Origin of the sequence: Allomesorhizobium camelthorni, from assembly GCF_011045125.1 — a bacterium.
GTDB lineage: Bacteria > Pseudomonadota > Alphaproteobacteria > Rhizobiales > Rhizobiaceae > Allomesorhizobium > Allomesorhizobium camelthorni.
Window position 1 is genome coordinate 34,690 of record NZ_JAAKZF010000043.1, and the last position, 12,561, is coordinate 47,250.

The window sequence follows — 12,561 nt, forward strand, 5'->3', positions numbered from 1 at the left end:
GCATCGTCTTAATATCAGCCCCGGCCATGAGTCCCATGTAGAGACAAGATGGGCGCGGTTCAAAACCGGAAAAGGCGGTTCATCGTCAGCAAAGTAACTCATTGAACTAAACAGTATTTTCTATCGACATAGCGTTTCGCTCCGCTACCGAAAAGCCTCATTCTGCGACCGGAAATTGCGATTCAAACGGCGGCTATGAACTCCGGCTTAGAACCGAAATCGGCCTCCGGTGCCAGGCTCGGCCGTGCGCAAGGACTCCGGAGGACTCAGGCGACCGCCAGCACGCGTCCGGTGTCGTGCTGGCGAACATAATCCACTCGGGCTCCATTCCAGTGATAGCTGTAATGCCGCCCCTGGACCGGGACCGGGAGGACGTCCGGCCAAAAGATGCCGATGCACCATCTTCCCGGCATCCGGACGCTGCCCCACACGAGACCGTCGCTTCCTGCCGCTCGCAGGCGGCTTCCTTCGATCTGTGAGGCAGTGTAGTCGTCTGGGTGGAGCACGTCCGGCACGGCGCTGACGTCATCGAGGTCCCGGTCGATGCTGCCGATCAGGACACGGAAGTCCGCCGTCCAGCCGGAGTCCTCGAATGTAGCACGCATGAATTTCCCGTGGTGATGAATGGTCTCGGCGAGCGCCACCTCCTCGCTGTCGCCTGCGTAATAAATGCCGTAACTGCCATCGCTGAAGCGTCCCGACCGCATGGTCGAGCAGTGCACGAAGGGTGCCATGACGAAGCTCGCGCCAGGACCAGAAACCCGTCGGGCGGCCGGAACCTTGCCGAGATCGCCGACTCCAAGCCGAATGCGTGGATTTGTCTTTGCCTCGACTGCGACAAGGGCCTCCCAATCCCTCGGGTCTGCGATGTCCTCGAAAAGATTAACAGGAGGATGAATCGAGCGGATGATGCGGTAAGTCCGGTGCCAGTGAATGCGGCGGCGGACCGCAGGCCCGTTTACCACGCGCCACGCTCCGCATCGATCCATTCACGCAGTTCCGATAGATCGGACATCTCTCCCCGGAGCATCAGGTCGAGGGCCGATCGGCCTCCGAAGGCACTGTTCGGCTTGCGGATCCAAGCATACCCGCGGGCCGGATCCTTGAACAGGTAACGCAGACCTTTGTGGATGCCCATCAGGTGAGCCATCCGCATTCTCAGGTCGCGGTCGATCCTGCCGATATTCCCGTCTTTCCAGCGCGCCCAGGTTCGGGAGGACATGCCACCCAGAAGAGTGCAAGCCTCGGCATCGCTCAGGTTCCAGACCTTGAACAAGTTGACCGTGGTGCGCGCCAGAGCCCCCGCTTCCTCGTCGGTGATGAGAGTTGTGCCAGCGGCAGCGGGAGTATTGACAATTTGCTGTAGCAGCATTCCCGTCCTCGCATTTGGCAGAAACATAGCATATCCATGCCATTTGACAAGGCCGCGCTACAAGGTCCCCGACGAGAGCAGCCGCACGCTACAGGTCATGCTGCTACTCCTCGTGAAGCCGACTTCCGCCGCTCGAACACGTCTTTGGCGGCAAAGAGACCGTTAAGCGCCGCCGGAAAGCCCGCATAGACCGCCATCTGCATCAGGATCTCGACAATTTCCTCTTGGCTGAGCCCGACGTTCAAGCCGGCTTCGATATGGACGTGGGGCCGGTCTTCGAAGCCATAGCGGAAAACGCAGCAAGGCTGTGCGAGGCAGAGTTCTGCTTTGTGTTTCGGTTTGACGGTGAGCTTCTCCACCCGGTCGCCTATCCGATCCATTCTAGCCGTTCCGCTTCTGCGGGAGAACGAGCTGATCGGCGTCTTTGTGATGGCGCGAGATGAGCCGCAGCCTTTCGCCGATCCGGAAATCGCCTTAGTCACAACCTTTGCCGATCAGGCGGTGATCGCGATCGAGAACGTGCGGCTCTTCGATGAAGTTCAAGCGCGCAATCGGGAAGTCACTCAGGCGCTGGAACAGCAGCAGGCCACCAGCGAAATCCTCCGGGTGATCTCTACCTCGCCGACAGATGTGCAGCCAGTGTTCGAGGCGATCGTGCGAAGCGTGGTCTCGCTCTGCGACAGCCTGTTTGCGAACGTGTTCCGCTTCGATGGCGAGTTGCTCCATTACGTCGCCAGCCACAATGTAGGCCCAAGTTACGTCGAGATGCTGCAGTCGAAGTACCCGATGCGGCCCGATGTGTCCCAGGTATCCGGACGAGTGATAATCACGAAGTCGGTGGTCCGGCTGGACGACGCGCTCGCCGATCCCGACTACGACCACCGGTTCGCCTTGGCCATGAAGTGGCGCAGGATGCTTGGCGTGCCGATGCTACGCCAGGGCGAGTTGCTTGGCGTGATTGTCGTTGGCTGGGCCGAGGCCGGCCCCATACCGAAAGGGCAGGAAGAACTGCTGATGCAGTTCGCGGATCAGGCTGTGATCGCCATCGAGAACACGCGTCTGTTCGAGGAGGTGCAGGCAAAAACGCGGGATCTGGAGGAGGCCCTTGCGTTCCAAAAAGGCACCAGCGAGGTACTCGAGGTGATCGGCCGCTCGGCTTCAGACTCGCAGCCGGTCCTCGACGCGATAGTCGGGACCGCTGCCGATCTCTGCCGGGCGGAGGTCGCGATCGTTCGCCTTCTAAAGGAAGGCGGCCTCCACCACGCCGCGGCGTGGACCCGAAGTGATAGCACCCTCGCGGACTACTCGCGACAGAATCCGGTCCTGCCCATCGATCGATCGACCGTCTCCGGACGCGTGGCCATCGAGGGTCGCGCAGTGCACATCCACAATATAGCGGCCGATGCCGAATATACTTTTCTGGATAGCCTGGGTGAAAGCGTGTCGGTCAGCTCCGCGCTCGGCGTACCGCTCCTCCAGGACGGAAAGGTTGCCGGGATCATCGTGCTTTTGCGCAAGACCGTCGATCCGTTCACCGATCGGCAGATCGCGCTCGTCCAGACTTTCGCCGACCAGGCAGTCATCGGCATGGAAAACATGCGCCTCTTCCAGGAGGTGCAAGCGCGAACCGAGGAGCTGTCGCGTTCGCTCGAAGAGTTGAGAACCGCGCAGGACCGGCTAATCCAGACAGAAAAGCTTGCTTCGCTCGGCCAGCTGACCGCCGGAATTGCGCATGAAATCAAGAACCCCCTCAACTTCGTCAACAATTTCTCAGCGCTGTCGATCGAATTAATCGAGGACTTGCGGCGAGCACTCGATGTCGCTGCAGTCGAAGACGTGGTGAACGCCGAGATCGAAGAGCTGGCCTCGATGCTCAAGAGCAATCTCGAAAAGGTCGTCCAGCATGGCAAGCGCGCCGACTCGATCGTCAAGAACATGCTTCTGCACTCGCGCCAGGGCTCCGGTGAACACCGGCCGGCCGACATCAACGCCATCGTTGAGGAGAGCCTGAACCTGGCCTATCACGGCGCGCGGGCCGAGAAGCAGGGGTTCAACATCACGCTGGAAAAATCCCTCGATCCGACGGCCGGGGAGATTGACCTTTATCCTCAAGAGATCACGCGCGTGCTCCTCAACCTGATCTCCAATGGCTTCTACGCAACAACCAAGCGTGCTGCTTCCGAGCTCGGCAACAGCTACGAGCCGATCCTTGCCGCGGTGACAAGGAACCTCGGCGACAGCGTTGAGATTATCATCCGCGACAACGGCACCGGAATTCCGCCGGAGGTGAAGGAGAAGATGTTTAATCCCTTCTTCACGACCAAACCTGCGGTCGAGGGAACGGGGCTCGGCTTGTCACTCAGCCACGACATCATTGTCAAGCAGCATGCCGGCTCAATCGAGATCGATTCCGAACCGGGACGCTGTACCGAGTTTCGCATTCGGCTGCCGCGGAATGCTGCAGTCGCGGCAAGGTGAAGTCATGAGCCTTCTCATCTTGGTGGTCGACGACGAGCCCGATATCGAACTGCTTTTCCGCCAGCAGTTCCGCCGCGATCTGCGCGCTGGCCGCTTCGTGATGGAGTTCGCTCAATCGGCGTCCTCCGCACTCGAGCGCATCGCCGATGCGGCCGACGTCACGCTCATCCTGATACTGTCCGATGTAAATATGCCTGGGATGAGCGGTCTCGAATTGCTGCCGAAGGCGAGGCGCATACGGCCCGACGTTCCCGTGATCATGATCACCGCCTATGGTGATGAGGATACCACGCGTAAAGCCCTGGAGAGCGGTGCAGAGGCGCTGCTCACGAAGCCGATCGACTTTGTAACTCTGCGGGAAGAGATCGAGACGCGGATCGAGCGCGTGGTATGAGCACCAGCATACTCGTTGTAGACGACGAACCGGACCTGGAGGCCCTCCTTGTTCAGAAGTTCCGGAAGCAGATCCGCGACGGCTCGATGCAATTTTTGTTTGCCCGCGACGGGGTCGACGCTTTGGCGGTGCTCGGAGCCAATGAGGACGTGGACATGGTGCTGAGCGACATCAACATGCCGCGCATGGACGGATTGTCGCTTCTGGCGGAGCTTCAAGAGAGGGACCAGGACCTCTCGACCATCATCGTCTCCGCCTATAGCGACATGGCAAATATTCGCACAGCGATGAACCGCGGCGCGTATGATTTCGTGACGAAGCCGATCGATTTCCCCGACCTGGAGGCAACGATCCTGAAGACGATCCGCCACGTGGAGGCCTGCGCGAAACGCAGCGCCGGCAATCCGCGGCAGAGCAGGCGCGCGCGTCACTTGCCCGCTACTTTTCGCCCAATCTCGCAGAGCGTCTGGCCAGTAGCGTCGATGCCCCCGACCTGGGCGGCAAGCGTCGGGAAGTTGCCTCGCTCTTTACCGATCTGACGGGTTTTACCACGCTTGCCGAAACAATTGAGCCGAACGTGCTCGGGCAGCTCCTCAATGACTACCTCGTTGGGATGACCGACATCGTGTTTGCCCACGATGGTACGGTCGCAAAAATCATCGGCGACGCTCTCCACGTCCTTTTCGGAGCTCCTTCCGATCAGCCGGACCATGCCGGTCGCGCGGTTGCCTGTTCGCTTGCGCTTGATGCGTTCGCTTGGTCCTTTCGTGAGCACTGGAACAGCAAAAGAATACCGGTCGGCACGACCCGTATTGGTGCACATGCCGGCACGGCCGTCGTCGGCAATTTCGGGGGAGGAAGGTTTTTCGACTACAGCGCCTACGGCGATACAATCAATGTCGCCGCACGCCTGGAAGCGGCTAACAAAACTCTGGGAACCCGCATCTGTGTGAGCGGAAGCCTCGCCGCGAAAGCACAGGATTTCTGCGGCCGGCCGGTGGGTGACCTCCTTCTCAGAGGACGGGTCGAGCCAATCCGCGCTTTCGAGCCGCTTGTCGCCGAAACATGCGCCAGCGCAGAGACGCAGGCCTACATCGAGGCTTTCGAAAAGCTTGAGGCTGGCGATCCCGGTGCGTTTGCATCGTTCGCCGCGCTGGTTGGCCGCAACCCGGAAGATCGTCTTGCCGCCTTTCATCTGAAGCGCCTACTGAATGGCGAAGCCAGTACGACAATCGCCCTTTGAAATGGCGGCCGGAATCTCAGGGCTTACGGCGGAGTAATCATTGGAGGCGCGGCCAATACCAGGCGCCGTGGTGGCAACGACCGCTTTGAAAAGGCACCGGCAACGTCTTTTCTTGGCGCAACCTCGCCGTGGAGTTGACACCAGCGACGTCCGCTTCTGGAGAACTGGAGAGGCCGGCGGAATGACCGAGATGGGGCGCGTAGCCGACCGGCAGTTCTGGGAGCCGGGAGCAGTTTTCAGCGAGTAAGCGAATGAAGCCGAAGAACTAACCGCAAATGGGCGTCGGGTGGCGCAATGAGCGAAAGAAGCGGGCAGTCCCGAGGAACTGGCGCGCTATCAACGGGCGTTGCCTAGTTGGCAGGCATCACCCGCCGGGAAGGTCCGGGGGGTCAGGTGACGGATCCGGGTCGGGTTCAAACGACGGGCCTGGACCAAGCGGCACCGGCTTATCGGGCACCTCGTTGTGTTCCTCAGGCTGATGATCCTGTTCTTTCTTTGGCATAGGCTTTTTGCGATCAGACATCAGAAATCTCCTTGCGGCAGGAACCTATGGTGGAGCCTGGTTGTTCCGAAAAAGGGGCGGAGTGAGTCACAAGAACGCCGATCGCCAGTTACGGAGCAGGGATGCAACAGACGATCGTAAGAGTGATCTGCGCCGTCGGCCAGTCGGGACAAATGGGCCTCAAAGGGCATTTACCTTGGGAAGGTGATCGATCACCGGAGTACAAGGCTGACGTCGCCCGGTTCTTCGAAATCACGAGAGGCCATGTGCTGGCCGCAGGGCCCAAAACTCTCTCCAGCGTTCCAGCGTTTGCGCGATCGGATCGCAACCTCTTCGTCTTGCGCTCGAGCATAGGCCCGGAGGAACTGTTCAAGCGCTTTGCAGGCCGCATCGTCTTTATTGGCGGCGGTCCGTCTGTCTGGGATGTTTATGCGCCGTTTGTCAGCCATTGGGATATCACGCGCTTGCCTTACGACGGTCCCGCCGACCGCTGGTTCGACCCTCAATGGCTTACACCCAAGTCCTCGACAGCATCGTTGGGCAGCAGTTCGTCAAAGTAGGCCCGAACCTCCGCCGCATATTTTGGCTCGGCATGGCGGGCATCAAAATAAAGCCATGTGCTCACCGCCTCGACTGCATCCGGCCAGAACACGACATGCGCCGCGATGCGGTCGATCGCCGCGCGCAGATCCGCGAAGGAGCTGGACAATGCGGGCCTGCTCGGCCGGGAACAACTCGTTCCAGAGCAGGTCGAAATTGACGAGCGCGTCGCGTACCTCGGCTTCGGTGATTCCGCAGTCCTCTGCGCGCGCCGCGGTCCAAGTCTTCACGATGATCTCGAGTGAGTCCAGCAGGATCTGCAGTTGGTCCAGTCCGCCACATCCTTGCCGCGCCAGACTAGCTGCGGATCGAGATCGGGATTGCACCGCTCATACGCCACCTGGACCGGCGTCTTCATCTCGGGCTGCACGAAGGCTTCGAGCTTCGCCGCCGGCGCATTCTTCCGGCTCGCCTCGTCATTGGTAAGCGTCTCGACCGTCAGGGGGCATCTTGGCCATCAATTTCTGTTCATAGGGGCAAGGAAGTGGCTGATCTGGTGTTTCTTCAGAAGCACGCTGATCTCGCCGGGTAGAGCCTCCTCGGTGACGAGCATCGCATCGACGAAGCGATCGTCGCGAATGTCCATCGCCTGAAGAACCGCTCGGTACTTGATGCACTGGAAGACGCCGCGGCGGAGATCAACGAGATTAGAGTCTCGCGACTTGACTTCCACTGCCACCACGCCATCTCCGGTTCGGAAGAGGACATCAACGCGATCAGCGGAATCCAGGACGAACTCTGTCACTGCGACTGCACTTGCGAACTTCTGGCGTACCCGTCCCGGATTGGCATGGACCCACAGTCTCAGCGCCTTGTGGTGCGGGCCTTCGCCAGTCCGTCCATGGTGGATACCGTCGTTCTCGGTTCCAGCTTTCCGTCGCTGTCTCTCCTGCTCGACCTGCTGCTCGTCGAGCGCTTCATTGTAAGCCAATTGAAAAAGACGGCACCACTCCGACTCCGGCGTCGCATAGACTTCTCCAGCCGCCATATTGAAGACACGTCGCCAGAGTTTAGGGTATCGACCCTTCGCACCTTCCTGCCTGAGCAGCGGCTGATTGTATCGGTCGGCCAGATAGCTACCGGCTCCGTCGCTCGGTAGTTCTGTCGCCCGCTCAACAAGCAATACGTTCAGCAACGGAACAGCAGGGTAGACCTCCAGCAGTTTGTCTATCATTGCCCCGGCGGTGTACCCTGTCCGACCCGCTCGGGCTAACCTCTCGAACCCCACTTCTTCCTCGAGGCGTCGCCTAGCTTCTCCGTAGGTGAGGGATGCATTGTCAAGCGCTGCGGCAGCGAGCCATCGCATCATGGCCTTTGTAGCCGTGTCCGAGCTCAGGTTTTCGTTTGTCTGCTTCACGCCATATCCCCCCAACCCTGTCCAACCATGCCTCGACCTTGGCAGCGAACTCTGACGCAATCGTCCAGACGTCCTTGAACTCCTTGTAATTCCAGCGACCATGAGCGCCAAGCGCATTGACGCCTGGCACCCATAGCGTGCGCATGGTTTCGGCTTCCTTGTCGTCCCCGTCCCGCGCGCCCTGGATCTCAACCACGAGGTTGAGCGGATCGTCAGGACCACACCATCGTCGATGCGCAGGATGAAATCCGGCCGATAGCGCCTTGCCTCTTCTCGACGAAGTTTTGCACTTCGAATTGGTTACGAGAACTACGTCAGCTTATGGGCTCGGACAGTACCGCCGTGAACGGCCAAGATTGGGCGCAAAGCTGACGGCCGCGAAAACGATTGCCAAAGTCTGAAATGACTCTTCTTAGTCGGCGCGCCCGCACATACAGCCAAATCCGCATGCGCTACGGCCGCTTGATGGCGGCGGACTTGCGCGAATAACGCGTCTGGTGGGCAACCTCAATGAGCCAATCACGGACGCGTTGGACGGGGCGAGATAGCTGAGTTCTGTCGGGAACCAATAGGTAATAGCCGTCGCGGCTTGGCATTTCCGGCTGCGGAAGACGGACCAGCGCACCGGTGGCAAGATGGGCCGCACAGGTCGCATCGTCACCCATCGCAAGTCCGAGACCGCGAACCGCCGCCTCAAGGCATAAATGCGACCGGTTGAAGAACAGATGGCCGGCCGCATCGTCGAGCGATAAGCCGAGTGTCTCGAAGGAACGCCGCCACCAGTAGAGACCGCGTTCGTGGATAAGCCGATTGCTTGTGAAGATCCCCAGGTCTTCCAGCTTTGTTCCTGCTCCGAACAACGCCGGTGAGGCTACCGGGAAAACGATCGGATCAAGAAAGCGCTCAGTCTTGAACCCCGTACACTGGACCGCACCCCAGCTTACAGCGAGGTCCGCGTCGCCAAGCACCGAGCGTGGTGGGTCCGGACGTACGCGAACATCGAGATGGACATTGAGAGCGTCCAGAACATCTTCGGTCAGAAGCGGCATCAGCCAACTCACGGCCAGATCGGATTCGATATCCAGAACGACCGTGCTGCGCACAAAGCCGCGTCGAAGCCGGCCCGCGCCGATCTCAAGCGAAGACAGAGACTCACCCACCGTCTTGGCGAACAAGGCTCCTTCCCCGGTGAGCACGACGTGGCGCGCGTGTCGTTCGAACAGGGCTGTCCCGAGTTCCGCCTCGAGATTGCGCACATGGCGGCTTACCGCGGCATGGCTTACCCTCAACTCCTCCGCTGCGCCCACGAAGCTGCCCTGCCGCGCAGCGGCATCGAAAGCGCGTAATGCATTGAGATTGGGCAGCCTGCGCATCGCTCTAGCGTAACCAAAACGTAGCCTAGAGCAATAAATAATCGTTTGAGCGTGATTTGAATCTGCGGCCTAAAGGGTCTCCGAGAAAAGAGGCTGACTTCTTGGCTAGCACCCGATGAAACCAAACAATGTAATAGCCGCACTGATCGCCGGCGTGCTGATCTATGGGCTCGCTATGGGTACGACATACCCGCTGCTCGGTGTCGTTCTCTCCCATAAGGTGACCGGCACGCTGAACGGATTGAACGCCGGAGCGACGGGCCTGGGTCTATTGCTGGGCGTTTTGGCAATGCCGAGCGTCTCGCGGCGGATTGGCACCGGTATGACGATGCTGATCGGGGTCGCCACCATGGCGACGTCGCTGACCGCGCTTGCGCTCACGCGGGATTTCTGGCTCATCTTCGCCGCCCGCCTTGCGCTCGGCGTGGGGGCAAACTTCATGTTCGTGATCGTCGAAACGGCCTTGAACGTTTTCTCCCCATCCGACCGCCGCGGACGGATCATGGGCCTTTACAGTGCCGCTGTCGCCTTCGGTTTCGTCACCGGTCCGGCTATCGTGGCAGCTGCTCCCGATGCGCCGCTGCCGGTGCTGCTAGGGTGCGCGGGAGTGGCGGCGCTTGCGCTGTTGCCGCTCAGCCGGGTGCGCCGCCCGATCGACGCCGAGGTGAGGACCGCGCCAGCACGGCGGATGGGCTCCGCTGTCTTGGCGTTCCCCTTTCCTTTTGCAATTCTGTTCATTGCTTCGGCCATCGACGCGGTGGCGATCAGCCTCTTACCGATCATCACCCTGGACCAGGGATTTCCGATCACCGAAGGTGCGCTCTTCGTGACGGTATTCCACATCGGGCTGCTCGCAGGCCAACCGCTTGTCGGCACGGCACTCGACGTGGTCGGTCGCCAGCGCACAGTCGTCGTCTGCTGTGCACTCTCGCTCGCATGCACGTTGCTGCTAGCATTCTCCGGACAGTTCACGTTCTGGGCCGCGGCCGGGATCATGTTCGTGTGGGGCGGCGCAAATTATGGGCTTTACACGGCTGGCCTGGCACTGATCGGCGATCGGTTCACAGGCGAAAGCTTGACAATCGCCACCGCTGCCTTTGCGGCCGTCTATGCCGTCGCTTCAACCTTTGCGCCCCTGACCGCCGGGAGCGCGACCGATCTAATAGGCGCAACGGGCTTTTACCTACTGATCGCGGGCATCTATCTAGCGGCCGTACTCGTCGGTTCTATTGCCTTCCAACCTCTCGAGCCGACGGTATAGTGTGAATGCGCGCCGAATGCGGATGGCCTGACCTCACGCGATGCCGTCGTTAACTTGTAGGTACGCACCGCTCCGAAAGGCGCAAAAAATGTCGAACGGATGGGACGAGTCGGGGGAAGCCTGGATCGCGGCAATGGGAAGCCGAGGCGATTACACCCGGGAACATGTTCTTGACGCGCCGATGATGGCCAGGGTGCGTGGTCGCGGGTTCGAGTTCGCTCTCGACGTCGGCTGCGGCGAGGTTCTGCCGGATGATGCAGGACTGCGGCATTCCTACCGTGGGTATCGACCCGACCGCCGCGCTGATCGGGCATGCCCGGTCGCTCGACCCAGAAGGGGATTACCGGATCGGCCGGGTGGAAGCACTCGAATTTCCGGACGAGTCCTTCGATCTGGTGGTGAGTTATCTATCCCTCGTCGACATTCCGGACGCCGAAACGGCTATAGCTGAGATGGCAAGAGTCCTGCGGCCCGGCGGAGCCCTTCTGATCGCCAATCTGAACAGCTTCAACACGGCTGTGGTCGGTGGAGGGTGGCAGCGAAGCGCCGACGGCGAGATGCGCTACTGCATCGACCGCTATCTGGAGGAACGTTCGGAATGGCTCGCCTGGCGTGGCATCCGCATCCCCAACTGGCACCGCCCGTTGAGCCGCTACATGTCGCTGCTGCTTGCCCAAGGGATGATCCTTCGCCATTTCGACGAGCCGCCGCCCCTTGGTGGCGATCCCGAAAAGGAGGCGCGCTATAGGCGCATCCCTTACGCATTGCTGATGGAATGGGAGAAGCCGAGGACCTAGTGGATTGATCGGAACAAAAGAGTCCGAATTGGGATTCCCCTTGGCTTGATGGCCTGCGAGTCTACTGCATGCGCAGCGACATTTCCTTCACCGTATCTTCCGCCGAGCGTCGGCGATTGAACGCCATCACCGCGAACCCCAAGAGCCCGCAGAAACACGTCTGGCGGGCGCGGATCGTCCTTCTGAGCGGCGACGGCGTGGGCACCACGGCAATCATGGCCGAGACCGGCAAATCCAAGACCTGCGTGTGGCGCTGGCAGGAGCGGTTCATGCATGAGGGCGTGGATGGCCTGCTTTGCGACCGCTCCCGTCCGCCGGGAAAGACGCCGGTCCCGCCGGAGCGTGTTGCCGAGATCATCCGCCTGACGCAGGAGCCGCCGCCGCATGAGGCGACCCATTGGACGCTGCGCGCGATGGCCAGGGTCGCCGGCATCGCGGCGTCGACGGTGCAGGCGATCTGGAAGGCCCACGGTCTCAGCCCGCATCGCTGGCGGCAGTTCAAGCTCTCCAACGACCCGGCCTTCGCCGACAAGCTCACGACCATCGTTGGCTTGTATGTCGATCCGCCGGCCCATGCGGTGGTGCTTTCGGTCGACGAGAAGTCGCAGATCCAGGCGCTCGACCGCACACAGCCCGGCCTGCCCATGAAGAAGGGCCGAGCCGGCACGATCACCCATGACTACAAGCGCCACGGCACGACCACGCTGTTTGCCGCTCTCAACGTGCTGGACGGCACGGTCATCGCGCAGAACATGCAGCGCCATCGCCATCAGGAGTTCATCCGCTTCCTCAACCGCATCGAGCGCGAGGTGCCGGGCGACAAGGCCATCCACGTCATCCTCGACAACTACGCCGCACACAAGAAGGACAAGGTCCGCGCCTGGCTCGCGCGCCATCCGCGCTGGACCTTCCACTTCACGCCGACCTCCTGCTCCTGGCTCAATGCCGTCGAGGGATTCTTCGCCAAACTCACCCGGCGTAGGCTCAAGCACGGCGTCTTCCACTCCGTCGTCGATCTCCAGGCAGCCATCAACCGCTTCGTTCGCGAATACAATGCCGACAGCCCCAAGCCATTCGTCTGGAGAGCCGATCCCGACGACATCATCGCCGCCCGAAACCGAGGGTTCCAAACGTTGGAATCAATCCACTCTCATGATTGCTGACAACGGCCTTTGGCGTAGAAA

The 12,561-nt window shown here is 60.7% G+C and carries 13 protein-coding genes and 3 pseudogenes; 8 read left to right on the plus strand and 8 right to left on the minus strand.

Annotated features, from left to right (window positions below; translation table 11 throughout):
• Positions 1–266: 266 nt before the first annotated feature.
• From G6N73_RS23555 to G6N73_RS36405, 3 genes and pseudogenes are all read right to left on the minus strand, one after another.
• A complete protein-coding gene (locus G6N73_RS23555) occupies positions 267–965 on the minus strand; it encodes an RES family NAD+ phosphorylase (RefSeq protein ID WP_343044718.1) in 699 nt (232 codons plus the stop codon).
• Entirely contained in the window at positions 959–1,372 is a 414-nt protein-coding gene (locus tag G6N73_RS23560) for an MbcA/ParS/Xre antitoxin family protein (protein ID WP_165032084.1), read from the minus strand. Before G6N73_RS23560 ends, G6N73_RS23555 begins: the two co-directional genes overlap by 7 nt.
• A gap of 95 nt (positions 1,373–1,467) precedes the next feature.
• Positions 1,468–1,635: pseudogene (locus tag G6N73_RS36405) on the minus strand (carboxymuconolactone decarboxylase family protein); the annotation flags it as partial.
• Positions 1,636–1,717: 82 nt separating this feature from the next.
• Here G6N73_RS36405 and G6N73_RS23570 point away from each other — a divergent pair.
• From G6N73_RS23570 to G6N73_RS23580, 3 genes and pseudogenes are all read left to right on the plus strand, one after another.
• Positions 1,718–3,850: a GAF domain-containing protein gene (locus G6N73_RS23570; protein ID WP_343044719.1), complete on the plus strand. Its 2,133-nt coding sequence runs from the start codon at positions 1,718–1,720 to the stop codon at positions 3,848–3,850.
• A gap of 4 nt (positions 3,851–3,854) precedes the next feature.
• The gene (locus tag G6N73_RS23575; protein WP_165032105.1) at positions 3,855–4,244 is read left to right on the plus strand and encodes a response regulator; all 390 of its coding nucleotides are present in this window, start codon (positions 3,855–3,857) and stop codon (positions 4,242–4,244) included.
• Positions 4,241–5,487: pseudogene (locus G6N73_RS23580) on the plus strand (adenylate/guanylate cyclase domain-containing protein). Before G6N73_RS23575 ends, G6N73_RS23580 begins: the two are co-directional and overlap by 4 nt.
• A 364-nt stretch (positions 5,488–5,851) precedes the next feature.
• Here G6N73_RS23580 and G6N73_RS23585 read toward each other — a convergent pair.
• Entirely contained in the window at positions 5,852–6,010 is a 159-nt protein-coding gene (locus tag G6N73_RS23585) for a hypothetical protein (RefSeq protein ID WP_165032086.1), read from the minus strand.
• A 101-nt stretch (positions 6,011–6,111) separates the two neighbouring features.
• On the opposite strand from G6N73_RS23585, the gene G6N73_RS23590 reads away from it, so the two are divergent.
• Both G6N73_RS23590 and G6N73_RS23595 read left to right on the plus strand, forming a co-directional pair.
• The gene (locus G6N73_RS23590; protein ID WP_165032088.1) at positions 6,112–6,549 is read left to right on the plus strand and encodes a dihydrofolate reductase family protein; all 438 of its coding nucleotides are present in this window, start codon (positions 6,112–6,114) and stop codon (positions 6,547–6,549) included.
• A gap of 57 nt (positions 6,550–6,606) precedes the next feature.
• Positions 6,607–6,834, plus strand: a complete 228-nt coding sequence (locus tag G6N73_RS23595; protein WP_206079047.1) for a hypothetical protein — start codon at positions 6,607–6,609, stop codon at positions 6,832–6,834.
• 212 nt (positions 6,835–7,046) lie between these two features.
• Here the strand turns inward: G6N73_RS23595 and G6N73_RS23600 are convergent, their stop codons facing one another.
• From G6N73_RS23600 to G6N73_RS38685, 4 genes and pseudogenes are all read right to left on the minus strand, one after another.
• Positions 7,047–7,763 (minus strand): hypothetical protein, encoded by a 717-nt coding sequence (locus G6N73_RS23600; RefSeq protein ID WP_165032092.1) that lies wholly within the window; start codon positions 7,761–7,763, stop codon positions 7,047–7,049.
• Positions 7,764–7,866: 103 nt separating this feature from the next.
• On the minus strand, positions 7,867–8,142 hold the full coding sequence (locus tag G6N73_RS23605; RefSeq protein WP_206079048.1) for a hypothetical protein: 276 nt from the start codon (positions 8,140–8,142) through the stop codon (positions 7,867–7,869).
• A gap of 256 nt (positions 8,143–8,398) precedes the next feature.
• On the minus strand, positions 8,399–9,121 hold the full coding sequence (locus G6N73_RS23610; RefSeq protein ID WP_246252488.1) for a LysR substrate-binding domain-containing protein: 723 nt from the start codon (positions 9,119–9,121) through the stop codon (positions 8,399–8,401).
• 63 nt (positions 9,122–9,184) lie between these two features.
• Positions 9,185–9,319: pseudogene (locus G6N73_RS38685) on the minus strand (LysR family transcriptional regulator); the annotation flags it as partial.
• A gap of 115 nt (positions 9,320–9,434) precedes the next feature.
• Here G6N73_RS38685 and G6N73_RS23615 point away from each other — a divergent pair.
• The 3 genes from G6N73_RS23615 to G6N73_RS23625 all read left to right on the plus strand — a co-directional run bounded on the left by G6N73_RS23615 (position 9,435) and on the right by G6N73_RS23625 (position 12,540).
• Positions 9,435–10,580 carry an MFS transporter gene (locus G6N73_RS23615; RefSeq protein WP_165032096.1) on the plus strand — a complete coding sequence of 382 codons (1,146 nt, stop codon included), beginning with the start codon at positions 9,435–9,437 and terminating at the stop codon, positions 10,578–10,580.
• 251 nt (positions 10,581–10,831) lie between these two features.
• Positions 10,832–11,377 (plus strand): class I SAM-dependent methyltransferase, encoded by a 546-nt coding sequence (locus tag G6N73_RS23620; protein WP_246252479.1) that lies wholly within the window; start codon positions 10,832–10,834, stop codon positions 11,375–11,377.
• Between the two features lie 68 nt (positions 11,378–11,445).
• Positions 11,446–12,540 (plus strand): IS630 family transposase, encoded by a 1,095-nt coding sequence (locus tag G6N73_RS23625; protein WP_165032098.1) that lies wholly within the window; start codon positions 11,446–11,448, stop codon positions 12,538–12,540.
• The last annotated feature ends 21 nt before the right edge of the window (positions 12,541–12,561 follow it).